Source organism: Mycobacterium sp., assembly GCF_050701675.1.
Lineage (GTDB): Bacteria > Actinomycetota > Actinomycetes > Mycobacteriales > Mycobacteriaceae > Mycobacterium.
In genome coordinates this window covers 1-25,146 of the sequence record NZ_JBOGDD010000510.1, presented here as the reverse complement: position 1 = coordinate 25,146, position 25,146 = coordinate 1, and the positions used below count along the sequence as shown (strand labels likewise).

Below are 25,146 nucleotides of genomic sequence, written 5' to 3'. Positions count from 1 at the left end.
GTTGTGATCGGTACGAGCCGGACGTTGATCACTGGCGCGGACGCGACCGAAAGCCTCGAAATCGCCCGCACGGTCAGCGCGGCCCTCGTCGGCACGGTGCAGGAAGTCGTCAAGCTGGTCAGGCCGGCGTTCGTGCTCGCCAAGGGGGGAATTACGTCATCCGACACCGCGACGGAGGGATTGGGGATACGGCGAGCCTGGTCCCGGGGCAACATGCTGCCGGGAATCGTGTCGCTGTGGGAGCCGGTCGCCGGACCGGCTCAGGGCATTCCGTACATCGTCTTTGCCGGCAACGTCGGTGACGATCATGCCCTGGCCAACGTGGTGACCACGCTCCGGAGCGCGTGACGCTGTTGCGCCCACGTCCCCTGCCTCTGGCCGCGGCCGCACAACAGCTCTTCTTGATCGCTGAGGCCACAGGCCTGGGTGCTCAACGATTCCAGTATTCACCGTTCTTTCGCCCGACACCCAAGAGGGGACCACGGCATAGGCCAGACCGGGAGCCGCGGCAGCTCGATGTCCTCGGATCGTCGAACTCGTCGACCGATCGAAACTAGAATGCTGGCGTGAGGCCAGAGCTGGCGGCGGCGCACGCCGCCGTGGATGAAGCGGTCGCGATCCTGCGAGCCGGACGCGCCCAGCCGCACCAGCGGATCGCCAAGGCGGCCAAGGACTTCTCTACCGAAGTCGACCTGGCGAGCGAGTCGGCGATGCAACGCTCGCTCGCGGCATCCACTCCGGAGATCGGCTTCTACGGCGAAGAGGGCGGCGGGGCAGGTCTGGACTCGGGCAAGGTCTGGGTGGCGGATCCGCTGGATGGGACCATCAACTACGCGACCGGGTCGCCACTCTGCGGGGTGATGCTCGGCCTGCTCGAGGACGGCGTGCCGACGTTGGGCGTGATCGATCTGCCGTTCCTCGGCGTGCGAGTCGATTCGGGTGCGGTCGCCGACGTCGGTTCACTCGAGGACGCGATCATCGGGATGGGCGACGCCTTTCACCGAGGCGGCGCCCGGCTGGACGCGTACCTCGACCTCACGGCCAGTGTGCACCGACGGGCGCTGCGCTTTCGCAGCGTCGGCGCGGCATCGGTCCTCTGGACCTGGCTGGCCCAGGGCCAGATCCAGGGCATGTTGCTGGCCCACAACAACCCGTACGACGTCGTCGCCGGGCACGCGATAGCTCGTGCGGCGGGGGCGCTGTGCACCGATTACGCGGGCGCCCCGCTGGTCCTGGGCTCAAGCGGCGCCATGGCGGCGGTCCCCGGCGTGCAGCGCGAACTCCTCAGCCTTGCAGCCGATCTCGCTGAGGTTGCAGCGCGACCCGAGTGAAGGATCGACTCAGACCACTGCGCTTTGGGGACATCGTCAACGGCCTCGCGCGGCCTGCAGCTCCGCTGTTCAGTCAGCCGTAAAGCTCCTCGAACTTCTTGATGGAGCGCTCGATGTCGCCCTTGACGGCTCGAGACGCGGCCATGCCGATCGGGCCGAACAGGGGTGCGCCGCCGAGGTCGATCTTGAGCTTGAACTCGCACCCCTTGCCCTTCGGCAGCGGTGCGACCGTCATCTTCAACGCGTACCTGGTGCCGCCGACGCCCTCGCCGGTGATGCCGATCAGCTTCGGCGGGTCGAGCTCCTTGACCGTCCAGGTGACACGGTTGCGCATGCCCTTGGCGCCGGCGACGCCCACGATCGTCGTACCCACCGCCAGTTCGTCGGGCAGGTCGCTGCGCCAGCCCTGGTGCATCTCCAGCCAGTCCCCGAGCGAGGACAGGTCCGAGACGTGCGTCCACGCCTCCTCTGGACTGATGGACAGCTTGCGGGAGAGCTCGACTTTGGCCACCCGCGAATGCTAGTCGGTGCCGCTCGGCGCGTCGGCGACCTTTACCAGCTTGACCTCGGGGCGGGCGGGCACGCCGTCGGCGAGGAACCATCGGAAGGCGAGATTGCCCACCGGATAGTCCAGCGTGGTCAGCGAATTGGGATGCGCGGTCTCACCGCGGGACACCACGATCGTCACCGACCCGTCGGCGTTGGGCACCGCGGTGTGTCCGTTGACGGAACTGCGGGCATCCCTCACCCCTGGCGTCGCCATGAACTGGTTCCACACCACCAGGTTCCAGAACCGGCACGGCGGGGGTGTGTGGGTGATGACGAGTGCTTCGTCGTCCTCGAGGACGAAGCTGCCGTAGGAGTAGCAGGCGTCGCGCGCCGACCACCCGAAGTTGGCGTCGGGTACCTGGTACGGCTCGGCGAATTCGTTGGCAACCTGGGAGATTTCGTGACCGAGGCCGTACGCGTCGTCGACGCGCACGCCGACGGTCAGCGGCAGGATCGCAAACATGGTGCGCAGCCACGCGGCACTGGCCCGCAGCGCCGCCGCCGTCTCCGCGTCGCCGTGGCGGAAGGGTTCTGGGCCTTCGAGCGCCTCGATGCGCCACTGCACCGCGCGGCCGACGTGGGGGTCGGCCTGGTAGTCGCGGGTCATCAGGACGGCGGCGTCGGGGGTGGGCCCGAGGTCGAAGGTGAAGTTCCCGTCGGCGTCGAACTCGAGGTCGTCGTCGCGGACGATCGCCACGATCCGATCCGACCAGGCGCCCGGCGACGGCTCGTTGTACGCCGTCACCGAGAAGTACACGCTGTCACCGCGATTGCCGCTGATGCGGTAGCGGCGCATGGGATCGACGGGGCACATGAAGTAGTAGGCGTCGGTGTTGTCGCCGCCCCACCGGCGGTCCGGCCGGAACGGGGAGTTCAGCTCGATCCACTGCGGCCTGCCGGGGTCGGCGAACAGATAGGTGTCGAAGGCGACGCCCAACGTGGTCGCCAGCATGCGATAGCCGTCGGCGACGTGCCGGTCGTCGGTGACGGCCTTGTCGCCTTCCAAGAAGGTCCGGTCGAGACCGCCGAGGGTCTCCAGGAGCTCGCGCCACGCGGCGGTGGACTCGTGGGCGGACTCTCCGGTGATGGGTTCGGTCATGCGCTGATTCCTCTCGTGATCAAGGTGGTCGTCCGCTCGACCCACGCGTCGTCGAGTGCGGCACCACGGTTCAGAAGGGCGACGAAGGTGAGGCCCGCGATGGCCTCGGCGAGATCGGGGGCCGTGACGTCGGCCCTGACCTCACCGCGCGCTGCCGCGGCCGCGAGGTAGTCACCCATCCCGCGGGTCAGGATGTCGCCGAAACGTTCCAGCAACGCCGTGTGCAGCGTGGGGTCGGCCGCCATCTCGCCGACCAGACCGGGTAGGGCGGCCCGCGCGGCCGGGGTGTTGAGCACTCGAGCCGTGCGGCGCAACATCTCCCGCACGTCGCCGTGGAGCGATCCGGTCACCGGCAGCGCGGTGTGTTCGCCGAGCGGAAAGACCGCCTCGTGCACCAGATGCGCCTTGCTCGGCCAGCGGCGGTAGACCGCGGGCTTGCTGGTGCCCGCCCGCTTGGCGATGGCGTCGACCGAGAGATCCGCGTAGCCGGCGTCGCCGATCAGCTCGACCGTCGCGCGCAGCACCGCGTCGTCGATCCTGGAATCGCGGGGTCTGCCAAGCTCTGTCGTCATTACGGAACTCAGAGTAACATAAAGAATTGTGACCGACGCCACAGCAGGACAAGTAGTCGAGCTCGACGATCTCGCCGAGCCCCGCTTCAGCCAAGAAGCCGAGCAGTTCCGCGACATGATGGCGGCGTTCGCAGCGGAGTGCCCACTCGACGCGGACGTCCTGCACGAACGGGCCCGCACCGACACCGGCCTTGACGACTTCGGGCCCGACGACTACCGCGAGCGGCTCGACGTCTACCTCGCCGCGCTTCGCGACATCGACGGTCTGCACGGCCCTGGCATCGTCAACTTCTTCGGGCAGCTGTCACAGTGGCTGAAGAACCGGTTGTTGCTGACCGACCTGTTGCGCAGACACCCGGAGATCGGCGACATCGAGCTGGTGCCGCCGGTCGTGATCGCCGGGTTGCCCCGCACCGGCACCACCCATCTGCACAACCTGTTGGCGGCCGCCCCGACGTTCCGCACGATCCCGTATTGGGAGAGCTTCGAGCCGTTCCCGCTGCCCGCGGAGGTGGGGATGACGCCCGATCCGCGGGTGGCCCGGATGGACGTCGCCGTGTCGATGATGAACACCCTCATGCCGCACTTCGCGCTCATGCACGAGATGACCACCGACCACGTCCACGAGGAGATCCAGCTGCTGGCCAACGACGTCTCCACGATGTTCATGGAGACGCTTGCGGACGTGCCGCGCTGGCGTGACTACTACCTGGCCCACGACCAGACCTCGACCTACGAGTATCTGGCCACCCAACTCAGGGCGCTGCAGTTCCTGCGCGGCGGCCATCGCTGGCTGCTGAAGTCGCCCCAGCACCTCGAACAGATTCCGGTGCTGGAGAAGGTGTTTCCCGGGGTGGTGCTGGTCTCTACACACCGCGACCCGGTGCCGGTCGCGCTGTCGATGGTCGCGATGATCACCTACTCGGCGCGGATGCACCGATCGCCGGTGCCCGTGAACGATATCGCCGCGTCCTGGATCGACCGCCTCGAGCTGATGCTCACCGACTTCATGCGCGACCGCGACGTCGTCGCCGGCGACCGCTCGATCGACGTCCGGTTCGACGACTTCCTCGCAGATCCGGTCGGGGCGGCCGAACGGGTGATGGAGCTGGCGGGCGAACCACTGACCGACGAGGCCAGGACGGCGATGGCCGAGTACCAGGCCGGCCACGAGCGCGGCCGACTGGGCCGTGTCGCCACGTCGTGCGCGATGTTCGGGCTCGACGAGGACGACCTACGAAACCGATTCGCGCCGTACGTCTCTCGCTTCCTGCGCTAGCGGGGCAGGCCGTGCTCGAGCAGGTCGAAGATCGCATTGAGCGCGGCGAGCGGGTCGTGCTCGTCGGCGACGAACTCCGGAATCTCCAGAACGAACCGCGCCGTCGCGCGGGCGGTCGGGTCACCCGGCGGTCGGTCGATCTCCGCGGCGACGGCATCGGCCAACGGGCCCTCGCACCGTAACCAGAGCTTGCGCGAATACCCGCGCAGCGCAGGGGTTCTCATGATCAAGTCAGTCTTCGCGCGGAACTCCGGGGAGGGATCGACTACGAAGGGTCCTCGCCCTGACATGAAGGCGCGCAGCGCCGACATGACCGACTGCCCGGCGGGCCGGTCCCGCACGGCCGACAGGAGGCTGGCCATGCGTTCGGCGCCGTCGTCGAACATGACGGCTTCCTTGCCGTCGGGCACGTAGTTGAAGAGCGTGGGAACCGAGATGTCCACTGCGTCGGCGATCTCCTTGACGCTGACCCCGTCGTAACCCTTCGCGAGGAACAGTCGCGTCGCGGCATCCGTCAGCGCGCGGCGTGTCTGGGCCTGCTTGCGCTCACGGCGGCCCATCGTCGGCTCGGCCATCAGGAGAAGAATATCAGAACCCCTGACTTGATCAATATCTTAAGTGAGTTGTTGTTTGTATCGAGTTGTGTTTTCCTGGAGGTGGGGGATGGAGAAGGGAACCGCTATGAACGTCACCGAGCACGAATCGACGCACGTCCTCGTCGTCGGCGGCAGTCTGGTGGGGCTGTCCGCAGCGGTGTTCCTCGCCTGGCGCGGGGTTCCCGTCGTGCTGGTCGAACGGCACCGCGGCAGTGCCCTGCACCCGCGGGCGATCGGGTACACCACCCGGACGCTCGAGCTGTTCCGCGCCGTCGGCATCACGTTGCCGTCCACGGCCCATGGCGACGGGCCACCGCGGCGCGCGCGGGTGGAGAGTCTGGCGGGCGCCTGGTTCGAGGAGTACCCGTGGACGCGGGAGGACGCGGCGGCGCCGCCAGTCGTCCAGTCGCCCGTGCGAGCCACCGCGATCGCCCAGGACCGGCTCGAGCCGATTCTTCGGGACCGGGCCGTCGAGTTGGGTGCGGACCTGCGACTTGGCACCGAAGCGGTCGGTTTCGCGCAGGACGACGGCGGGGTCACGGTGACGCTGCGAGGGCACGATGGTAGCCAGTACCCGCTGCGTGCGCGCTACGTCGTGAGCGCTGACGGCGCAGGCAGCGGATTTCGCGATGCCCTCGGAATCGGTCGGCACGGCCGCGGCCTCCTGTCGGTGCAGCGCAGCATCCTGTTTCGCGCCCCGCTCGAGGAGTATCTCGAGAAGGGCGTCGTGCAGTTCGAAATCCAACAGCCCGGCTTCCCCGCCTTCCTGACCACCTACGCCGACGAGCGGTGGGTTCTGATGCTCGGTGACGACCGCGAACTGTCCGAGGAGCAGCAGCACGACGCCATCTGGCGCGCCATCGGCCGCGACGACCTACCCATCGAGTTGATCACCACCGGTAGGTGGGAACTTGCCGCGCAGATCGCCGACCGGTTCAGTCGGGGGCGGGTGTTCCTCGTCGGAGACGCCGCCCACCAGTTGCCCCCGAACCGCGGCGGTTACGGGGCCAACACGGGAATCGAGGACGTTCACAACCTCGCGTGGAAGCTGGCGGCCGTGCTTGCGGGAAACTCGCGGCCGGATCTACTGGCCACCTACGACGCCGAGCGCAGACCGGTCGCCGAACTGCGGCACGACCAGATCTTCGCCCGCGCGGACTACAAGGCACACATCGAAGGGCAGTCCAGCGACATGCCGGTCATCGACGACGTCGCGATGGAACTGGGCCAGCTCTACCGATCGGCCGCGCTGACCGGCGTCGGCGCCGACCTTCCTCCCGCGCGTCGCCCCGATCAGTGGCTGGGGCAGCCGGGAACGCGGGCACCGCACGTTCCCGTCCGGATCGAGGGCGTCGAGGGTTCGCCGCTGGATCTGTTCCAGCGAGAATGGGTGCTTCTCGCCGAGGATTGGGACTGGGGTGACGCCACTGTCGCTGCCACCAGGGCACTCGGTGTCGACGTCCGATTCGTCCTGATCGGACAGGAGGTGACGACCGATCGGCCAGGCTCATTCGGTTCGGCGTACGGCCTGAAACCCGACGGCGCCAGCCTGATCCGGCCCGATGGCTACGTCGCGTGGAGGTCAGTCAGCGCACCGGAGGACAGGGATTCGGCGCTGATCGACGCGCTCACCGCGGCGGCGATGCCGGTGCTTCCGCAGGAGCGCCGACTCCGCCGGTTGGAGGACGTCGAGGCCATCGCCGCCGTCACCAACCGGTACGCGGATGCCGTCAACCACGGATATCGAGGCAAAGGCCTTGATCCGCAAGCACTTGCGGACGTCTTCACCGAAGACGCCGTCTACTACGGCGCCGAAGGTGATGAACCGACCCGCGGACTGCAGGCGATCGTCGCCGAGCTGCCTGTCGCCACCGCCGACGTCGGATTCGCCATGCACGCATTCCTCAATCCGGTGATCACCATCACCGGTGACACCGCGTGCGGCTCCTGGCTGATGTGGGTCGCCGCGGTGATCGCCGACGACCCGAGGGCGGCGTACCTGAGTGCAGACCTGACCTACGCCAGGGCCGCGGCGGGGTGGCGGATCAGCACGATACGCGTGCACTACGGAATGCGTTTGCCTGCAGCCTGATCCGGCACTCGACCGGCTAGCGGAGTTCGGCGGCGATACTGTCCAGAACGGCAGGGTAGCGCTTGGCCTCGCGATGGGCGCCGGGTTTGCCACTGCTGACGATCCCTGCGGCCAGTCCGCGCTCGGGGTCGGCCCAGACGGCGATGTCGACCAGGCCGGTGTGTCCGAAGGCGGCGGGAGCATTGCGCCCGAACGGGCCGAATCGTTTGGAACCCAGCATGTATCCGGTTCCCCAGCGCATCGGCATCAGGCCCATCGCGATGTCCGGGCGCAGTCGGCGGGCCTGGGTCGTCGCGGCGCGCAGGGTCTCGGGGCGCATGATCCGGACACCGTCGAGTTCACCACCGCGTCGCCACATTTCGGCGAAGCGGGACAGTTCATTGGCGGTCGAGACCGTGCTGGACGACGGCACCACGCTGGTGAGGAACTGCGGCGTGTTGGTGAACGGGATGATCTGCTGCGTCGTCCCTCCGACCGCCAGTTTGAAGGCCGCCGCGATCGGCGCAGGCAACGGCTTGCCCGTGGCATGGCTCGGGGCCACCAATGGAACATCCGATGGCGCAACGCCGTAATTGGTCCAGCGGAAGCCAAGGGGGTTCAGGATCTCATCGGCCAGCACGTCGCGGATGTCCTTGCCGGTGGCGGCCGAGACGATCTCGCGCGTCAGCGGACCCCACGTCAGGGCGTGGTAGACGTGCACCAACCCCGGCGGATAGATGGGGCGCAGGTTGCCGAGCATCTCGCGGGCGTACTCGCTGTCGTTCATGCGCTTGAGGTCCGGCTTGGGCCCGGTCGCGAAGGGAACGCCCGCGCTGTGGGTCATCACGTGACGGATGGTCGTGCGGTCCTTGCCGTGGCTGGTGTAGCTCGGCAGGTAGTCGCAGACCCGGTCGTCGAGCGAGAGGACGCCGCGTTCGGCCAGCATGTGGACCACCGTCGTGGTCATGGCCTTGGCCGCGGAGTACACGCAGAACGGCGTCTCGGTGGTCACCGCGATCTTCTCGGCGTCGGGCGGGTCGTCGGGGCCGTTGCCCCAGCCGTGGCCGATCGCTCGATTCAGGACGACCTTGCCGCGGTGGCGGACGCACACCTGAATGGCGGGATGCATCCCCGCCGAGTACCAGTGGCGGGTGGCCTGCCAGATCCGCTCGACCGCGTGGGGGTCGACGCCGGAGTGATCCTCGTCGCCGAGCGCCGTCACTGCGTCGAGGTCGGCCGGGACCCGGATCCTGCCGTCTGCCGTCACGCCTGCTTCCTGCGCAACGTCGCGGCCAGGTGGTGTTGAAGCGGCTGGCCGACCGCACCGAGGCGCAGCGTGTAGGTCAGCTCGTCCCCGTCGATGCGAATCGAACGACTCAGCGCCGTCACGTCTTTCGCGGACGAGGTGAGTCCGATCGAGGTCGCGGTCAACTCCAACTCCAATATGCCGCCAACGAGCGTCAGCGAGCCCTCCTGGATTTCGGTGATTCCCGTCGGATGGGCCAGCACCAGCTCGACCCGGCCCGGCGACGGCACCCGCAGGTAGCCGGTCTCTGCATGGAGGGGGCGACCGTCGTCGGCGGCCTTCGTCTTCTGCCCGTACGCCAGGAAGGGCTTGCCGACGTGGCTGAACGTGACCTCCTCGAGGTAGCCGAACGACGGGATCGTCGGGTACTCGCCGCTGCCGGCGCCTGCCCAGGCGCCCAGCAGGGGGGCAAGCGTCGCCAACGTGGGATGGAGGTCTGGAGGATGGTTGCTCACTAGCGGGCCGTGACCGCCATCCTGGCCGCCAGCGCGACGTAGGTCGCTGCGAAGGTGCGCCGCATCCACGCGACCACCCGCGGTCGGCTGATCACGGCATTGCGCACGCCTGCGGCGAACACCCCGTAGAAGGTGAACACCACGAAGGTCATGGCCATGAAAACCCCGCTGAGATAGAACATTTGACGCGTGGCAGGGCTGGCCGGGCTGATGAACTGCGGCAGGAACGCGACGAAGAACAGCGTCAGCTTCGGGTTCAGCACGTTGACGGCAACCGCCGTCCAGGTGATGCGCCACGGCCCAGGGCGTTCGGAATCGGTCGTTTCGGCGACCAGTTCGGACTTGTCGCGCCACGTCACCCAGGCCAGGTACAGCAGGTAGGCCACACCGGCCCACTTGATGGCCTGGAACGCGACCGCGCTGCTGTGCATGATCGCCGCCAGGCCCGTGACCGCTGCCAGCACCGCGGGCACGATCCCGATTGTGCAGCCCGCCGCCGCGAACACACTCGCCTTCGCGCCGTGGGCCAGGCCGGTGGAAACGGCGTAGAGCGCGCCTGCGCCCGGCGTCGCCACCACGATCAGCGAGGTGAGGAGGAACGCGAGCGTCATGGGAGAAAACCCTACTCACCACCGACGAGCAACTAGCCGCAGACCGCACCTTGGGCGGCCGAGCCGACCAGCTTGCGGTACTTGGCCAGCACGCCGGTGGGGTACTTGGGTGCGGGCGGATTGAATCCCGCCTTGCGGGAGTCGAATTCGCCGGCCTCGACGAGCACGTCCAGGGTGCCCTTGCCGACGTCGAGGCGGATCCGGTCGCCGTTCTCCAGGAATGCGATGGGTCCGGCGTCGACGGCCTCCGGCGCGACGTGCCCGACGCACAGGCCCGTGGTGCCGCCCGAGAACCGGCCGTCGGTCAGCAGCAGCACGTCCTTGCCCAACCCCGCACCCTTGATGGCGCCGGTGATGGCCAGCATCTCGCGCATGCCTGGGCCACCCTTGGGGCCCTCGTACCGGATGACGACGACGTCGCCCGCCACGATGGTGCCGTCCTCGAGGGCATCCATCGCGGCGCGCTCACCGTCGAAAACCCTTGCGGTGCCCTCGAACACGTCGGAGTCGAAGCCCGCCGACTTGACCACGGCGCCCTCGGGGGCAAGCGAACCGTGCAGGATGGTGATGCCGCCGGTGGGGTGGATCGGGTTGCCGAGTGCGCGCAACACCTTGCCGTCGGGATCCGGCGGCGCGATGTGCGCGAGGTTCTCGGCCATCGTCTGGCCGGTGACGGTCAGGCAGTCGCCGTGCAGCAGGCCCGCATCCAGCAGGGCCTTCATGATCACCGGCACGCCGCCGATCTGGTCGACGTCGTACATCACGTGCTTGCCGAACGGCTTGACGTCGGCCAGGTGCGGCACCTTCGCCCCGACGCGGATGAAGTCGTCGAGGGTCAGCTTCACGTCGGCCTCGTGGGCGATCGCGAGCAGGTGCAGCACCGCGTTGGTCGACCCGCCGAACGCCATCACCACGGCGATCGCGTTCTCGAACGCCTCCTTGGTCATGATGTCCCGCGCGGTGATGCCGCGCTTGAGCAGTTCGACGACGGCCTCGCCGCTGGCCTTCGCGAACCCGTCGCGACGACGGTCGCTGGCAGGCGGGGCCGCGCTGCCCGGCAGCGACATCCCGATCGCCTCGGCTGCGCTGGCCATGGTGTTGGCGGTGTACATGCCGCCGCACGCGCCCTCGCCGGGACAGATGGCGCGCTCGATGGTGTCGACGTCCGCTCGGGACATCAGGCCGCGCGAGCAGGCGCCGACGGCCTCGAACGCGTCGATGATGGTGACGTCGCGCTCGCTGCCGTCCGACAGCACGGCCTTGCCGGGCATGATCGACCCGGCGTAGAGGAACACGCTGGCCAGATCGAGCCGGGCGGCGGCCATCAGCATGCCGGGCAGCGACTTGTCGCAGCCCGCGAGCAGCACGGAGCCGTCGAGGCGCTCGGCCATCATGACGGTCTCGACGCTGTCGGCGATCACCTCACGCGACACCAGCGAGAAGTGCATGCCCTCGTGGCCCATCGAGATGCCGTCGGACACCGAGATGGTGCCGAACTCCATCGGGAAGCCACCCGCGGCATGCACGCCCTCCTTGACGGCCTTGGCCAGGCGGTCCAGCGACAGGTTGCACGGGGTGATCTCGTTCCACGACGACGCGACGCCGATCTGCGACTTGACCCAGTCGTCGTCGCCCATGCCTACCGCCCGGAGCATCCCACGGGCGGCGGTCTTCTCGAGGCCGTCGGTGACGTCGCGGCTACGGGGCTTGATGTCGGGGCTGGATGAGCCGCTTGCGCGAAGACCATGTGGCGAGTCGGACGGACCATTGGGAGCTGAGGGCATTGATCAAGTATGCCTTCGTGTCGTTCGCCAACCAAACCATTTCGGATACCCCTGCGGGGTATCCGGTACGGTGGATTTCATGAAGTCGCTCGCGTGCCTGCTGGCCGCCCTCGCCACCGCACTGCTCCTGTCGTCGTGTACCAGCCCGGCCGGAACCTCGGGGGACGGGCATGCCGATCACGAGCACGGCAGCCAGTCCAGCACGGCAGCCGCGCACGCCCAGAGCAATGCCGCGGACGTGGCGTTCGCGACCGACATGATTCCGCACCACCAGCAGGCGGTCGCAATGGCGGCTCTGGTGCCCGACCGGTCGACCGATCCCGCGGTGATCAAGCTCGCCTCCGAGATCTCGGCGGCCCAAGGCCCGGAGATCGAGACCATGAAGGCGTTCCTCGTGCAGTGGAGCGCGGGTGAGGATGCCAGCCACGAAGGCCACGGCGGTGCTATGGAGGGCATGCAGATGCCTGGCATGGTCGACGATGTGACGATGACGAAACTGGCGTCGCTCAACGGCGTCGAGTTCGACAGGCTCTTCCTGCAGTCGATGATCGGCCACCACGAAGGAGCCATCTCGATGGCCAACACCGAGATCGCCGACGGCGTCAATGCCGACGCCAAGGCGCTGGCCAAGCAGATCGTGACGGCCCAGCAGGCCGAGATCGGTCAGATGAAACAGATGCTGGGAGAGTGATCGGGGAGAATGACGATGTCAGAAACGTCCGACGGGTCCGAGGTGCCGTTGCATTCCGACGAGACCGCCTCACACGGGTATTCGCCCAACAAGGACAACTACGCGAAGCGGCTGCGGCGCATCGAGGGTCAGGTCCGTGGCGTCGCGAAGATGATCGAGGACGACAAGTACTGCATCGACATCCTCACGCAGATCAGCGCCGTCAACAGCGCCTTGCAGTCAGTGGCGCTCGGACTGCTCGACGAGCATCTCGGCCACTGCGTGACGCATGCGGTGGCCGAGGGTGGGGACGAAGCCGAGAGGAAACTCGCCGAGGCGTCGGCGGCCATCGCCAGACTGGTCAGGTCCTAACCGTCGAGCGACTCTTCCAACCGTTCGACCTTGGCCGTGATCTGACCGGTGTAGCCGGGGCGGATGTCGGCCTTCAGCACCAGGCTCACTCGCGGTGAGGCGGCAGCGACCGCGTCGACGGCCTGTTTGACGACCGCCATCACCTCGTCCCACTCACCTTCGATGTTCGTGAACATGGCATTCGTCTCGCATGCCAGCCCGGACGCGCGCACCACGCGAATGGCTTCGGCCACCGCCTCGCCGACGCCCCCCGTCTCGTCACTGGTCGAGGGGCTCACGCTGAAGGCGACGATCATGGTGACCAGCCTGGCATACGGAAACGCCTGTGGATGTGCTGTGACGTTGCGGTGCTTTTGCCGCCGGACGTAACGAAACGGCGGGCAGGGCCGATCAAACGGGCAGCTCAGTGCGGTTTCGCAAGGGCAATGGTCGGGTCGCGGGAACTTCGCGGAAGGTAGTCGACCATCGCGCTGTGCGACACTGGAATCAATTCTGTATTGGAGGTGGCGAATGCCCCAGGACTCGTTCAAGCGAACCATCACGAGATTTTCCACGGCGATCTTCGCGGCTGGCTTGGTCGGCGGCATGGTCATCAACGGCCCGTCTGCCTGGGCTGATCCCGAGGTCAACCCCGATCCTGCGGCGATCGACTCGCAGCCCATCGAGCAGCCTGCGCCGCCGCCAATCGACGACGCACCCCCGCCCGCCCCATTCGGCTTCCCCCCGCCGGGCGACCCGATCCCACCGCCGCCTGCCGACCCGCTGGCGCCCCCGCCGGTCGATCCGCTGGCGCCTCCACCGGCCGACCCCCTTGCGGCGGCTCCCACGGTGATTCCGACTGGCACCCCCGCCGGGCAGAACCCGACGCCGTTCACCGGGCAGGCGCCGTTCGTGCCGCCGTCGTTCAATCCGTCCAACGGATCGATGGTGGGCGTCGCGAAGCCGATCTACATCAACTTCGCGCGGCCGATCGCGAACCGCCAGATGGCGCAGGACGCGGTGCACGTGTCATCGACGCCGCCGGTCCCCGGCAAGTTCTACTGGCTCAGCGACACGCAGCTGCGCTGGCGTCCCATCGACTTCTGGCCGGCCAACACCACCGTCAACATCGACGCCGGTGGCGCCAAGTCCAGCTTCCGGACGGGTGAATCGCTGGTCGCGACCGTCGACAACAAGACGCACCAGATGCAGATCGTGCGGAACGGAAAGCTGGAACAGACCTTCCCGGTCTCGATGGGCAAGCCGGGGCACGACACCGCGAACGGCACGTACTACGTGCTCGAGAAGTTTCCAAGCATCGTGATGGACTCCGCGACGTACGGCGTCCCGAGCACCTCGGCACAGGGCTACAAGCTGACGGTTCAGAACGCGGTCCGCATCGACAACAGCGGCAACTTCGTGCACAGCGCGCCGTGGTCGGTGGCCGACCAGGGCAAGACCAACGTCAGCCACGGCTGCCTCAATCTCAGTGCGGCCAACGCGAAGTGGTTCTTCGACAACTTCGGCAGCGGTGACCCGATCGTCGTGAAGAACTCCGTCGGCACCTACACCCAGAACGACGGCGCTCAGGACTGGCAGATGTAAGGCTCGACCATACGAAAGACGGCCGCCCCGACTGGGGCGGCCGTTCTTCGTTGGTGGGTCAGTTCCAGATGCTCACGCGCTTCGACGGCTCCAGGTACAGCTCATCGGCCTCGCCGACGCCGAACGCGTCGTAGAACGCGTCGAGGTTGCGGACGATGCCGTTGCACCGGAACTCCGGCGGTGAGTGCGGGTCGATGGCGAGTCGCCGGATCGCCTCCGCGTCGCGGGATTTGGTGCGCCACACCTGCGCCCAACCGAAGAACACCCGCTGCACGCCGGTAAGGCCGTCGATCACCGGCGCGGGTTTGCCGCCAAGCGACAGCTCGTAGGCCAGCAGGGCGATGGAGAGCCCACCAAGGTCGCCGATGTTCTCACCGACCGTGAAGGCGCCGTTCACGTGTTGCCCCTCGGCGAGCTGCCGCGGCACGAAGTGGTCGTACTGGGCGATCAATGCATCCGTGCGGGAACCGAATTCAGTCCGGTCGTTGTCGGTCCACCAGTCGACCAGATTGCCGTCGCCGTCGTACTTGGCGCCCTGATCGTCGAAGCCGTGACCGATCTCGTGTCCGATCACCGCGCCGATGCCGCCGTAGTTGGCCGCGTCGTCGGCGTCGGCATCGAAGAACGGTGGCTGCAGAATCGCTGCGGGAAAGACGATTTCGTTCATGCCCGGGTTGTAGTAGGCATTGACGGTCTGCGGCGTCATGAACCACTCGTCGCGGTCCACGGGCCCGCTCAGCTTGGCCAGCTCGCGGTCGTAGCCGACGGCGTTGCCGCGCTTGTAGTTTCCGTAAAGGTCACCGCGGTCGATCACCAACCCCGGGTAATCCCGCCAGCGCACGGGGTAGCCGATCTTGGGCGTGAACTTGTCCAGCTTGGCCAGCGCCCGCTCGCGCGTCTCCGGCGTCATCCACTCGAGATCGCTGATGCTGACGCGGTAGGCCTCGCGCAGGTTGGCCACCAGCTGGTCCATCCGTGCCTTCGCGCCCGGCGGGAAGTGCCGCCGAACGTAGAGCTTGCCGACGGCGTCGCCCATGAGGTTCTCCACCAAGGCCACGCCGCGCTTCCAGCGGTCGCGAATCTCCTGGGTGCCGCTCAGAGTGCGACCGTAGAAGTCGAAGTTCTCGGCCACTAGCTCATCGGTCAGCATCGCCGAGCGAGAGCTGATGAGCCGCCAACGCAGCCAACGCCTCCAGTCCTCCAGGTCGACCTCCGACCAGAGCGCGGCGAAGGCCGTCAGGGCGTCGGGTTGGCGCACCACGACCTCGGCAGCCGCCTCCGGCGTGCTCCCGATCGCGGAGATCCAGCCGGCCCAGTCGAAGCCCGGCGACTCGGCCACCAGGTCGGTCAAGGTGCGCAGGTTGTAGGTGAGGTCGGCGTCGCGACGCTTGACGACGTCCCAGTGCGCCGCGGCGATCCTGGTCTCCAATGCGACGATTCGCGCTGCGGTGTCGGCATGTGCCTCCGATGCCCCGTAGACCAGCGCGAACATCCGCTCGACGTGTCCCGGATAGGCGGCGAGGATGGCGGCGTGCTGGGCGTCGCGGTAGTAGGACTCGTCGGGCAGCCCAAGGCCGGACTGCGAAAGGTGGAGCAGGTAGCGCGTGGAGTCCTTGGAGTCGGTGTCGACGTACAGCCCGGTGCCGCCGCCGACACCGGTGTGCTGCAGCCCGCCGAGCACGGCCGCCAGCGCGGTCCGGTCGGCTGCGGCGTCGATCGTGGCCAGCTCGTCGAGCAGCGGCTGCACGCCGATCCGCGCGACCGTCTCGGAGTCCATGAAGCTGCCGTACAGATCGCCGACCCGCTGTTCTTCGGTGCCTGCCGCCGCCTCCGCCGCAGCGGCCTCGATGATCAGGTCGCGCACCTGTTCCTCGGCGCGGTCGGCGAGCAATCGGAACGCACCGTCGGTCGCCCGATCCGCCGGGATGTCGTAGTCATCCAGCCAGCGGCCGTTGACGTGACCGAACAAGTCGTCCTGGGGGCGGGCATCGTCGTCGACGTAGGACAGATCGATACCGGAGTGGGTAGCTTCTAACGTCACCCCCGCCATCCTGCCATCGGTGGCAGGCCCGCCGCCGCCCGCCGGTCGGCGACGCAGCGCCGGGTACCCTCACGCCCATGCCAGACGAGCTCGATGACGAGCGCACTCGGGCCGGTAGCGGTGGGGTGAGCGGGTACGGCATCGGCTCTGCGGTGCTCGGCGTGATTTCGGTGGTCGCGGTGGTGCTCGCGGTGCTGATGTGGACCGGTCACCGCCATGACGTCGCCGACCGCGCCTATGAGACCAGGGTGCTCCAGGCCGCAGCCGACTGGACCGGCGTCCTGATCAACATGAACTCCGGCACCGTCACTCAGAGCATGACGACGCTGCACGACGGCACCATCGGCCAGCTCAACGCAAACTTCGAGACGGCGGTCGAACCGTTCAGCCAGGTGGTCCAGAAGCTGCAATCCCAGACGGTGGGCCAGGTCGAATCCGTCGCGATCGAGTCGCTGTTCCACGCCTCACCCGGTGACGCGGGTCTGGCGCCCGTGCCGCCGCCCGAGCTCGCGACCGTGGCGTCGCGCACGGACAACGTCATCGTGGTGGCCACGTCGGTGAGCCAGAACGTGGGTGCGAAGCCGCTGACGGTGCACTGGACCCTGCGCCTGGCGGTCTCGGACGTGGACGGCAAGCTGCTCATCTCGCGGCTGGAGACCATCCGATGAGGAATCGATTCCGGGTCCTGGCCTTCGACGTTCTCGCGCCGCTCGCAGCGATCCTGGCGCTGGTGTACCTCGGCGTCGTGCTGGCCTGGCCGCTGTGGTGGGTGTCGGTGTGCTCGGTGCTGTGCCTGTTGATCGTGCAGGGCGTCGTCGTCAACGGCGTGCTGTTCCGCCGCGACGGTGTCACGATCGGCACCGACGACGACGGACCCGGTCTGCGGCTGGCAGTGGTGGGCCTGACCACCGTGGCGCTGACGGCGGCCGTCGTGATCGGCTATACGCGGTGGACGGCGCCGGAGTCGGCCATGCACCGCGACGGCATCGAGGTGGTCGGCATCGCCAGCAGTGCCGCCGAGGCGTCGGCGACCTTCACCCCGCAGAGCCCGAACGCCAACTTCGACCGGTTGACGGCGATGATGACCCAGCATGGATCCGAGGCCTTCAAGGGCGAATTCGACGCCATGGCAAAGGATCTGACGAGCAAGGGCCTCACCGTCCAGGCGAGCACCGTTTCGGCGGGCGTGGAGGCCATCGGTCCGGAGGCGGCCATCGTCGCAGTGATCATGCGCGGCACGCAGAACGCGCCTGGCAAGCAACCCGCGACCGTGCCACTGCCACTGCGGGTTTCGCTTCTCAAGCAGGACGGGCGGTGGTTGGTGGACGACCTTTCGCCCATCAACTCCCGCTGAGTGGCGCGAGCAGCCGCGCCGCGAGTTCTGCCGGCCGGCTCAGGGCCATCAGGTGTCCGCCTGGCATGACCTCGACGTCGACGCCGAGTCGTTCGCGAACCACGCGGCGCTGAAACTCGAGGGGGAAGCAGCGGTCGTCGCTGCCCTGTATCACCCGCGTCGGTACGTCCGGCCAGCCGTCCAACGGCCAGATCTGCTCGAAGGGCGTATCCGACTCCCGCGGCTCGGGCTGGCTGAACGCCTCGTCGCGCACGGCGTCGGGCACATCGTGGAAGAAGTCTTCCGTCATGTCGAAGTCTCTGTCGCCCAACCCGATTCGGGCAAAGTACTCGACCCGGGCGGCGCGCTGGCCCGTCGCCTCCCACCACGATCCCGGTGATTCACCCGCGGCGGGCACCATCGGGTTGACCAGAACGATTGCCGAGGTGGGCCGCCGGGTCGCGACGATCGGTGCGGTGAAGGCGCCCATCGACATGCCGACGACGACGAGCGGACCGGTCACGTCGGCCACGGCGCGACAGACGATGTCGGCGTAGGTGTTCAGGTCTGCGTCGTCGTCGTCCATGGGCAGTTCCACTGCGACGACGTCGACACCCGCATCGGTCAGCAGGGGAGTGACGCGGTGCCAGTACCACGCGCTGCCGCCCGCACCGGGGATCAACGCAAAGGTGGCCGCCACTGAAGTGTTCGGCTCTAGCCGGGGTGGCCGTCGCGCATCTTGGCGAAGCGGTCGGACAACCGCCTCATCCTGATCATCAGAGAGGCCGCCGGACTGGTCGCGCCCTCGAGATAGTCCGCGAAGTCCTCGGTGGGAATGCCGATGCGCGACGCGAACTCCTCCACGCCGAGACCGGACCTGTGGAGCAACATGTGGATGTGGCGCGCCACCTCGGCACACTCGTTCGCCTCGAGGTGGGCGCGGGTCCGGGTCAGCACCTCGTCGAGGGCCTTCGAGACGCCGTAGGGCTGCGCGGTCTCCAAGACCTCTTCGACCTGGCGGGCGGTCCTGCCGTAGGGGTCGCGTTTGATCGCCGTCACGATGCGCTGCCACACCGTCAGATCGTCGGTCTCGAGCGCCGCGCGGATCGACGACGTCGGCCAGAACTCGACCGGCCGTTTGTCGACGGGTTGACGCCTACGCGCTGCCGTCGCCGCGGGCTTCGGGCGCCCGGCGGCGGCATCGTTGCGCGTATCTGAAGTCAACGTCACCTCGCCTCCTCCAACATCGCCACTGCCACCGACAGGCAACGCTGCCTGACGTGTGCCCAATCGGACTCCGCATCGGGGCCCATCCAGTCCTCGTCGTCATCCGACGGGTGCGGGTCGGCTAGGCGCCGCACTAGCTGCGTAGCCACCCACTGGCTTCTCAACCGTTGACCACAGTAGTACCGGTCCATTCCGGCCAGCACCACTGCTGCCGTCTGAGTCTCCATCGACTCGACCAGATCAGCAAACTCGGCGTAGTCCCTGGCGCTGTTGCGGCACATGATCAGGTAGCTCTTCAGACGCAGCGTCTCGGCGCCCGTCGGGATCTGTAGCCGGTCACCGGTCGGCAGCAGGACGTTGGTGGTCTCCATCGGGCCGAGCCGTCGCACCGTGGGCCGGTCGGCGTCCGCGGCCGTTGCCAGTGCATCGAGCGCCACCGCGAGACGGCCGCGCCACATCGTCACCGGGTGCACGGGATGGCGTGGAAAGTACCGGCCGACGGACTTGCTGCCGTTGCGCCCGCCGTTGGCCCTGGTCGCCTTCCCGTTGCCGTGGTAGTTGGTGCTGAGCCGTGCGGTGTCTCCAGGACGGAGCGCGGCCAACGGCTCGTCGCCACCCTTGACGTGGTCGCCGAGCGAGACCTCCGGCGGAAGGCAGCCGCTGAACGCCAGCGGATCGGCGACCGTGATGGTCTGCGGCGCGAGGATCTTCAGCTTCGCCGCCGACTTCACCACGTTGCGGATGTCGGCGCCGGACGGTCCCATCGTGGAGATGTCCTCTGGGATGACCACCAGGTCGCCGATGTCGGCCTTGGGCAGCGGCTTCTCGAAGTCCACCGACGGCAGGACGCGGTCGAGCCACCCAGGAAGCCACCAGTTCCACTGCGCGAACATCGCCATCAGGGCTGGTACGAGCACCAGCCGGACGATGGTCGCGTCGACGGCGATGGCGACCGCGCACGCGACGCCGAGCTGGGCCACCAGCGGCATGCCCGCGAACGCGAAACCGATGAACACGGCGATCATGATCAGCGCAGCGCTGGTGATCGTGCGGGCGCTGGTGCTCACGCCGTACGCGACGGCGTCGCGCGTGTTGTTGGTCTGGAGGAAGCGCTCCCGGATGCGGGTCAGCAGGAAGATCTCGTAGTCCATCGACAACCCGAAGGTCATCGCGAGCACGAGGGGCGGGATGGTGCTGTCCAACGACTCGAGAGGCTGGAACCCCAATGCCTCGAACCAGCCCCACTTGAAGACGACGACGAGGCTGCCGTAGGCGGCCGCCACCGACAGACACGTCATCAACACGCCCTTGAACGCCAGGAACACCGAGCGGATCGAGATCAGGAGCATCACGAACGCGATCAGTGCGACGAACACGAAGACCATGGGCTGGGTCGTGGCAACCCGATCGTCGAAGTCCTTGAGCAGCGCGGTGGGTCCGCCGACGTCGACGACGGCACGCGATCCTGGTGCCGCGCGGGGCAACTCGGTCCGCATCCAGTCGACGGCCGTGCGCGCCGCCGGGTCCTCGGGGTCGACGGACAGCACGGCCGACAAAAGAGCGCTGCGATTGTCGCTGGCGAACACCGGCGGGGTGACCGTCATGATGTCCGGTCCCTGCGCCATCTTCTGCTGCAGCGCGTCGAGGGCACCGGTGTGCTCCGGTCCGTTGGCATCGCCGTCGGGGAAGGTGACCAGGACCCGGATGGGGCCGAGTGCGCCGGGGCCAAGCGCCTGGGCAGCGGCGCTGATCCCGCCGCGGATCTCGTGGGTCGGCTCGAACTGGCGCTGCAGGCTGTTGCCGAGCGTCATGGCGAAGGCGGGCGTGGCCAGCACCAGGAGGACGACCGTCGCGCCGAGCGCCGACAGCCACTGGCGCCGCATGACCCAGCCGACCCACCGGGTCCAGAACCGCGACTGCGTGGTCTCGGGGCGCCGGGACACGTGCAGCCACGACGAGCGCCTGGACGCCGCCTTGCCGACCGTCGCGAGTACCGCCGGAATCAAGGTCGTCGACGTCAGAACGGCGACGGCCACCGCGAGAATCGCACCCGTCGCCATCGACGCGAGGACGGGCGTGTTGATCAGGTAGATGCCGGTCACCGACGCGATGACGGTCAGGCCGGACAGCAGCACGGCGAGCCCGGAGGTCGCCATGGCCGCGTCCGCCGCCTGCGCCGGTTCGCGCCCGGACCGCAGCTCCTCCCTGAACCGCATCAGGATGAACAGCGAGTAGTCCACGGCCAGCGCGATGCCGAACATCGACACGGTCGACGTCACGAAGACCGACATCTGGATGGCCATCGACAGCAGATAGACCAGGCCCATGGTCACCACGACCGTGCAGATGCCGAGCACCAGGGGCATCGCGGCCGCGGCCAGCGATCCGAACACCGCAAGCAGCACGATCAGGACGATCGGCAGATTCCACTTCTCGGCCTGGGCGATGTCGTGCTTGGTGGCCTCGCTCGCCGCGGCGCCAAGGGCGCCCTGGCCGATGACGTACAGCTTGACCTTGCCGTTTTCGGTCTGACCCGGCTGGTCACCGTGAATGCCGACCTCTTTGCGCAACTTCTTGGCCACGTCCGAGCTGCCGCTGTTGAAGTCCGTCTGCAGGCTGACGACGTAGGGCCGGTCGGGCTGCGGTGGCGGCTGCTGCGGGTTGGGCACGATCTTGACGCTGGGGATTCCGGCGGCGATGTTCTCGAGCTGCGTGACGGCGCCGGTCATGTCCGCGAACGAGGCATCCGCGCGGGGCGCCGCGACCAGCGCAAGGGGGGAGGCGCCCTGGTCGGGGAAGTGATCCTGGACGGCGTGCTCGACGGTCAGCGACTGGGAGCCGGCCACGTCGAATCCGCCACCGGTGAGGTTGCCCGACTGGTTGAGCGCCAGAAACACCGACGGGACCAGAAGGAGCAGCCATGCTGCAAAGACCGCCCAACGGTATCTGCGCAGCTTGCTGCTCAACCGCAACATGAACTGCTGGATGGCGGACCCCTGCCTTCTCCCCGCGTTTCGTAGCGTGAGCGTACCCCAGCACGAGGTAGGGTAGCCGCTCCTCGCGTGAGCGCAGCCCGGTCGGGCCGCAGCGCGGCGGGTTGCCGCCCGCTACTTCATTGACTGACCTGGGTATTTGCTGTGCAGATTGGTAGCTGGACCACCCCGATGGCACTATGGCGCTTGACCATTTCTGGGTCGGGGACCCGATTACCGCCGATGGGCGCGTCAATAACGTAGTCGGACGTTCGTATTCATTAAGGAGTTACCCATGAAGACGACCGCGACGATCACCCGCCGTTCGCTCGGTGCCGTATTCGCTGCGTCTGCAGCCGGTGGTGCCGTAGTGGTCGCGATGGCGATCCAGGGCACGCCGTCGGCGACGGCTGCCGCCGATCCGTGTGCAGCGAGCGAGGTCGCCCGCACCATCGGTTCGGTGGCCACCTCGACGGGCAACTACCTCGATTCGCACCCAAGCACGAACACGGCGCTGACGACCATTTCGCAGCAGCAGGCGGGCCCGCAGTCCCTCGGCGCACTGAAGTCCTACTTCGACGCCAATCCGCAGGCAGCCAAGGACGTGCAGACGCTGCAACAGCCCTTGATGAACCTGTCGGCCCGCTGCAAGCTGCCGGTGACGGTGCCCCAGCTGATGGGCCTGCTCCAAGGTGCGCAGTCGCAGGCCGGTTCGCTGCCAGGGGCACTGCCCGGCGGTTTGCCGGGTGCGACCCCAAAGGCGCAGACCGTCGGGGTGCCGGGAACGTCGGTGCCCGCCCAGTCTTCGCCTGCTGCCGCGGTCGCGCCTGGCACCGGTCCGCTGCCTGGGCCCTCGACGAGCACCGTTGGCACTGCCAGGTAATCCGCAGCGACTCGCCCGCTCGCTCACGAGAAACCCGTGAGCTGGGCTTTCGGTCTTTCTCAGGATTGGTTCATCGCAAGGCAAGAAAGTCGTGACCCTTTCTGCTTAGCTTTTCGATGTCGGTAGCCGCTCGGGGTTACGGCCGCAGAGGTTTTTCGGGGTCGCCGAGGAACTCTGCACATTCGATGAAGGAGCTTGGCCATGTCAATCTCGGCCCGTGCTGGGCGACGTGCGTTAGCTGGCGCGATGGGCGCCGGCGTGATCGCAGGCGCCATGTTGTTCGGTGCGCTTCCGTCTGCCATGGCAGATGATCCGGCCCTCAACCCCCCGAACTGCACCGCAGGGGACCTCGCGGGCGTGGCGTCGGGCGTGTCGGCTTCGACGTCGGCGTACCTGTTCACCCACCCCGACGTGAACTGGTTCTTCACCAGCCTCGAAGGTCTTCCGCGTGACGCGGTTCGTACCGAGGTGGCCAAGTACTTGGACGACAACCCAGGCGTGAAGACCGACCTGACGGGCATCCGTCAGCCGTTGGTCGATCTGAAGAACCGCTGCGGCGCAGCGCCCGCGCCAGCCATTCCGTAACCCGGTGCGGCTGGCAGAGCCACCTGCGCTCGACGGCGCGGGTCGGACGGTGTTGATGGTCGACGACGACCCGGACGTCAGAACGTCCGTGTCCCGTGGCTTGAGGCATTCGGGATTCGACGTGCGGGTCGCGGCGAACGGCAAGGAAGCGCTGCGGCTGCTGTCGAACGAGTCGCTCGACGCGCTGGTTCTCGACGTGCAGATGCCGGAGCTGGATGGCGTGGCCGTCGTGACCGCGTTGCGGGCGCTCGGCAATGACATCCCGATCTGCGTGCTGTCCGCGCGCGACACCGTCAACGATCGCATCGCCGGGCTCGAGGCGGGCGCGGACGACTACCTGACCAAGCCGTTCGACCTCGGCGAGTTGGTCGCCCGCCTGCACGCGCTGCTGCGTCGGTCGGGTCTCTCTGAGCGTTCGCCGGACACGATGACCGTCGGGCCGCTGACCATCGACACCGCCAGGCGTTTGGTGTTCGTCGAGGGCGAGCGGGCGGACCTCACCAAGAGGGAATTCGACCTGCTCGCCGTGCTCGCCGAGAATGCCGGGGTGGTGTTGTCGCGGCAACGGTTGCTCGAGCTGGTGTGGGGTTACGACTTCGACGTCGACACGAACGTCGCCGACGTGTTCATCAGCTACCTGCGGCGCAAGCTCGAACGCGATGGCCACCCACGGGTGATCCACACGGTTCGCGGGATCGGGTACGTCCTGCGCGACGAGCCCTGAGGTGCGCCTGCCCCGCTTCGGCCGGTCTGCGTCACTTCGCACCCGCGTCGCCCTCGCCTCGGCGGCGGCCGCGGCTGCCGTCGTCGCAGTGTTCACGGTGCTGACGTCGTTGGTGTTGGCCAACAACGACGCAGCGCAGCTCGACCGTCGGCTGGACTCGATCGTCGACGCCAGCGTCTACGACCAAACCAACGGCGTACTCCAGACCGGCCGGTCGCGTTCCTCGGGCCAGGTGGTCTTCCAGCGCGGCTTTCAGCTGCCGCAGTTGCCGCCGGGCAGCGAGACCGTCGCGGTCAACGGCATCGAGTACCGGGTGCGCACCATCCCCGTCGACCAGCAGGGTGGGGTGCTGATGTCGGTGGGCATCCGGGCCGACAGCATCTTGCTGAACCGCGCCAGGATCCCGCTGTACACGGTGGTCGGCGTCGTGACGGTGCTCATGGCAGGCGGGCTGGGCTGGATGCTGGCGGGTCCGGCGATCCGGCCGCTGCGGCGGCTCACCGAACAGACGATGCGCCTCGGCAAGGGCAGCGAGCAGATGACGGCCGTGCGGGGTGCCAGGGAGGCCGAGGAGCTGTCGGACGCGATGGCAGGCATGCTCGCCCGCCTCGCCGCGGCGCAGCTGGCGACCACGAATTCGCTTCAGGCCGCGCAGGACTTCGCCGCCAACGCCGCGCACGAGCTCCGGACTCCGCTGACTGCGATGAGGGCCGACCTCGACACTTTGCGCATCCATGACTTGCCCGCCGACGAGCGCGACGAGGTGGTCGGCGACCTCGCGCGCGCCCAGCGCCGGGTGGAGGCCATCATCACCGCACTCGGGCAGCTCGCGTCGGGACAGCTCGCGCAGGCGGAGGACCGCGAACTGATCGACGTGACGGACATGCTTGACCGGGTGGCCCGCGAGAACGGCCGGGTCGGCGACATCGAGATCGTCGTACAGAGCGACGAGGCCATCGGCACGATCTGGGGTTGGTCCGGTGGACTGCGACTCGCGGTCGACAACCTGGTGCGCAACGCCGTCGCGCACGGGGGCGCCACCCGGATCGTGTTGGCCGCGCATCGGCATGCGGCGACGGAGGGCAGCGGTGAGGTGCTCGCC

26 protein-coding genes are annotated in these 25,146 nt (G+C 67.8%); 13 read left to right on the top strand and 13 right to left on the bottom strand.

Going from position 1 to position 25,146, the window contains the following annotated elements:
* Both ACRDUX_RS15395 and ACRDUX_RS15390 read left to right on the top strand, forming a co-directional pair.
* Nucleotides 1-348: nucleotide-binding domain containing protein (locus tag ACRDUX_RS15395; protein WP_526414883.1), on the top strand; the 348-nt coding region annotated here is incomplete at its 5' end.
* Between the two features lie 218 nt (nucleotides 349-566).
* Nucleotides 567-1,331 carry an inositol monophosphatase family protein gene (locus tag ACRDUX_RS15390; protein WP_526414882.1) on the top strand — a complete coding sequence of 255 codons (765 nt, stop codon included), beginning with the start codon at nucleotides 567-569 and terminating at the stop codon, nucleotides 1,329-1,331.
* Nucleotides 1,332-1,404: 73 nt separating this feature from the next.
* Here the strand turns inward: ACRDUX_RS15390 and ACRDUX_RS15385 are convergent, their stop codons facing one another.
* Genes ACRDUX_RS15385 through ACRDUX_RS15375 form a run of 3 tightly spaced genes read right to left on the bottom strand, consistent with a single transcriptional unit; the run spans nucleotide 1,405 to nucleotide 3,551 of the window.
* A complete protein-coding gene (locus ACRDUX_RS15385) occupies nucleotides 1,405-1,842 on the bottom strand; it encodes a type II toxin-antitoxin system Rv0910 family toxin (protein WP_526414881.1) in 438 nt (145 codons plus the stop codon).
* Nucleotides 1,843-1,851: 9 nt separating this feature from the next.
* Nucleotides 1,852-2,979: a DUF1214 domain-containing protein gene (locus tag ACRDUX_RS15380; protein WP_526414880.1), complete on the bottom strand. Its 1,128-nt coding sequence runs from the start codon at nucleotides 2,977-2,979 to the stop codon at nucleotides 1,852-1,854.
* Nucleotides 2,976-3,551, bottom strand: a complete 576-nt coding sequence (locus ACRDUX_RS15375) for a TetR/AcrR family transcriptional regulator (RefSeq protein ID WP_526414879.1) — start codon at nucleotides 3,549-3,551, stop codon at nucleotides 2,976-2,978. Before ACRDUX_RS15375 ends, ACRDUX_RS15380 begins: the two co-directional genes overlap by 4 nt.
* 115 nt (nucleotides 3,552-3,666) lie before the next feature.
* On the opposite strand from ACRDUX_RS15375, the gene ACRDUX_RS15370 reads away from it, so the two are divergent.
* Nucleotides 3,667-4,830: a sulfotransferase gene (locus ACRDUX_RS15370; RefSeq protein ID WP_526414886.1), complete on the top strand. Its 1,164-nt coding sequence runs from the start codon at nucleotides 3,667-3,669 to the stop codon at nucleotides 4,828-4,830.
* On the opposite strand, the gene ACRDUX_RS15365 is transcribed toward ACRDUX_RS15370, so the two are convergent.
* Nucleotides 4,827-5,405 (bottom strand): TetR/AcrR family transcriptional regulator, encoded by a 579-nt coding sequence (locus ACRDUX_RS15365; protein ID WP_526414878.1) that lies wholly within the window; start codon nucleotides 5,403-5,405, stop codon nucleotides 4,827-4,829. The genes ACRDUX_RS15370 and ACRDUX_RS15365 overlap by 4 nt on opposite strands.
* A 106-nt stretch (nucleotides 5,406-5,511) precedes the next feature.
* Between ACRDUX_RS15365 and ACRDUX_RS15360 the strand changes: the two genes are divergently transcribed.
* Entirely contained in the window at nucleotides 5,512-7,518 is a 2,007-nt protein-coding gene (locus tag ACRDUX_RS15360) for an FAD-dependent monooxygenase (RefSeq protein WP_526414877.1), read from the top strand.
* 16 nt (nucleotides 7,519-7,534) lie between these two features.
* On the opposite strand, the gene lipE is transcribed toward ACRDUX_RS15360, so the two are convergent.
* Genes lipE through ilvD form a run of 4 tightly spaced genes read right to left on the bottom strand, consistent with a single transcriptional unit; the run spans nucleotide 7,535 to nucleotide 11,653 of the window.
* A complete protein-coding gene (gene lipE / locus ACRDUX_RS15355) occupies nucleotides 7,535-8,764 on the bottom strand; it encodes a lipase LipE (protein ID WP_526414876.1) in 1,230 nt (409 codons plus the stop codon).
* Nucleotides 8,761-9,258: a peroxynitrite isomerase gene (locus ACRDUX_RS15350; protein WP_526414875.1), complete on the bottom strand. Its 498-nt coding sequence runs from the start codon at nucleotides 9,256-9,258 to the stop codon at nucleotides 8,761-8,763. Before ACRDUX_RS15350 ends, lipE begins: the two co-directional genes overlap by 4 nt.
* The gene (locus ACRDUX_RS15345; RefSeq protein ID WP_526414874.1) at nucleotides 9,258-9,869 is read right to left on the bottom strand and encodes a LysE family translocator; all 612 of its coding nucleotides are present in this window, start codon (nucleotides 9,867-9,869) and stop codon (nucleotides 9,258-9,260) included. Before ACRDUX_RS15345 ends, ACRDUX_RS15350 begins: the two co-directional genes overlap by 1 nt.
* 32 nt (nucleotides 9,870-9,901) lie before the next feature.
* Entirely contained in the window at nucleotides 9,902-11,653 is a 1,752-nt protein-coding gene (ilvD, locus tag ACRDUX_RS15340) for a dihydroxy-acid dehydratase (protein WP_526414873.1), read from the bottom strand.
* 79 nt (nucleotides 11,654-11,732) lie between these two features.
* Between ilvD and ACRDUX_RS15335 the strand changes: the two genes are divergently transcribed.
* Nucleotides 11,733-12,344, top strand: coding sequence for a DUF305 domain-containing protein (locus tag ACRDUX_RS15335; RefSeq protein WP_526414872.1), 612 nt, complete (start codon nucleotides 11,733-11,735; stop codon nucleotides 12,342-12,344).
* A gap of 15 nt (nucleotides 12,345-12,359) precedes the next feature.
* Nucleotides 12,360-12,695, top strand: a complete 336-nt coding sequence (ricR, locus tag ACRDUX_RS15330) for a copper-sensing transcriptional repressor RicR (RefSeq protein ID WP_526414871.1) — start codon at nucleotides 12,360-12,362, stop codon at nucleotides 12,693-12,695.
* Here ricR and ACRDUX_RS15325 read toward each other — a convergent pair.
* Complete coding sequence (locus ACRDUX_RS15325) at nucleotides 12,692-12,991, bottom strand: thiamine-binding protein (protein ID WP_526414885.1); 300 nt, start codon at nucleotides 12,989-12,991, stop codon at nucleotides 12,692-12,694. The genes ricR and ACRDUX_RS15325 overlap by 4 nt on opposite strands.
* Before the next feature lie 289 nt (nucleotides 12,992-13,280).
* Here ACRDUX_RS15325 and ACRDUX_RS15320 point away from each other — a divergent pair, with 289 nt between their 5' ends.
* Nucleotides 13,281-14,279 (top strand): L,D-transpeptidase, encoded by a 999-nt coding sequence (locus ACRDUX_RS15320; protein ID WP_526414870.1) that lies wholly within the window; start codon nucleotides 13,281-13,283, stop codon nucleotides 14,277-14,279.
* A gap of 58 nt (nucleotides 14,280-14,337) precedes the next feature.
* Here ACRDUX_RS15320 and ACRDUX_RS15315 read toward each other — a convergent pair whose 3' ends face one another.
* Nucleotides 14,338-16,320 carry a M13 family metallopeptidase gene (locus ACRDUX_RS15315; RefSeq protein WP_526414869.1) on the bottom strand — a complete coding sequence of 661 codons (1,983 nt, stop codon included), beginning with the start codon at nucleotides 16,318-16,320 and terminating at the stop codon, nucleotides 14,338-14,340.
* Between the two features lie 77 nt (nucleotides 16,321-16,397).
* On the opposite strand from ACRDUX_RS15315, the gene ACRDUX_RS15310 reads away from it, so the two are divergent.
* Together ACRDUX_RS15310 and ACRDUX_RS15305 are read left to right on the top strand one after the other, a co-directional pair.
* On the top strand, nucleotides 16,398-16,988 hold the full coding sequence (locus tag ACRDUX_RS15310) for a hypothetical protein (protein ID WP_526414868.1): 591 nt from the start codon (nucleotides 16,398-16,400) through the stop codon (nucleotides 16,986-16,988).
* On the top strand, nucleotides 16,985-17,674 hold the full coding sequence (locus ACRDUX_RS15305; RefSeq protein ID WP_526414867.1) for a hypothetical protein: 690 nt from the start codon (nucleotides 16,985-16,987) through the stop codon (nucleotides 17,672-17,674). Before ACRDUX_RS15310 ends, ACRDUX_RS15305 begins: the two co-directional genes overlap by 4 nt.
* On the opposite strand, the gene ACRDUX_RS15300 is transcribed toward ACRDUX_RS15305, so the two are convergent.
* Genes ACRDUX_RS15300 through ACRDUX_RS15290 form a run of 3 tightly spaced genes read right to left on the bottom strand, consistent with a single transcriptional unit; the run spans nucleotide 17,661 to nucleotide 21,855 of the window.
* Entirely contained in the window at nucleotides 17,661-18,353 is a 693-nt protein-coding gene (locus ACRDUX_RS15300; protein ID WP_526414866.1) for an alpha/beta fold hydrolase, read from the bottom strand. The genes ACRDUX_RS15305 and ACRDUX_RS15300 overlap by 14 nt on opposite strands.
* Before the next feature lie 14 nt (nucleotides 18,354-18,367).
* On the bottom strand, nucleotides 18,368-18,883 hold the full coding sequence (locus ACRDUX_RS15295; RefSeq protein ID WP_526414865.1) for an XRE family transcriptional regulator: 516 nt from the start codon (nucleotides 18,881-18,883) through the stop codon (nucleotides 18,368-18,370).
* Nucleotides 18,880-21,855, bottom strand: coding sequence for an MMPL family transporter (locus ACRDUX_RS15290; protein ID WP_526414864.1), 2,976 nt, complete (start codon nucleotides 21,853-21,855; stop codon nucleotides 18,880-18,882). The genes ACRDUX_RS15295 and ACRDUX_RS15290 overlap by 4 nt, the downstream gene beginning before the upstream one ends.
* 292 nt (nucleotides 21,856-22,147) lie before the next feature.
* On the opposite strand from ACRDUX_RS15290, the gene ACRDUX_RS15285 reads away from it, so the two are divergent.
* From ACRDUX_RS15285 to ACRDUX_RS15270, 4 genes are all read left to right on the top strand, one after another.
* Entirely contained in the window at nucleotides 22,148-22,735 is a 588-nt protein-coding gene (locus tag ACRDUX_RS15285; protein WP_526414863.1) for a hemophore, read from the top strand.
* A gap of 201 nt (nucleotides 22,736-22,936) precedes the next feature.
* Entirely contained in the window at nucleotides 22,937-23,320 is a 384-nt protein-coding gene (locus tag ACRDUX_RS15280) for a hemophore-related protein (RefSeq protein ID WP_526414862.1), read from the top strand.
* A gap of 55 nt (nucleotides 23,321-23,375) precedes the next feature.
* Entirely contained in the window at nucleotides 23,376-24,044 is a 669-nt protein-coding gene (locus ACRDUX_RS15275; protein WP_526414884.1) for a response regulator transcription factor, read from the top strand.
* A 1-nt stretch (nucleotide 24,045) separates the two neighbouring features.
* Nucleotides 24,046-25,146: histidine kinase dimerization/phospho-acceptor domain-containing protein (locus ACRDUX_RS15270; protein ID WP_526414861.1), on the top strand; the 1,101-nt coding region annotated here is incomplete at its 3' end.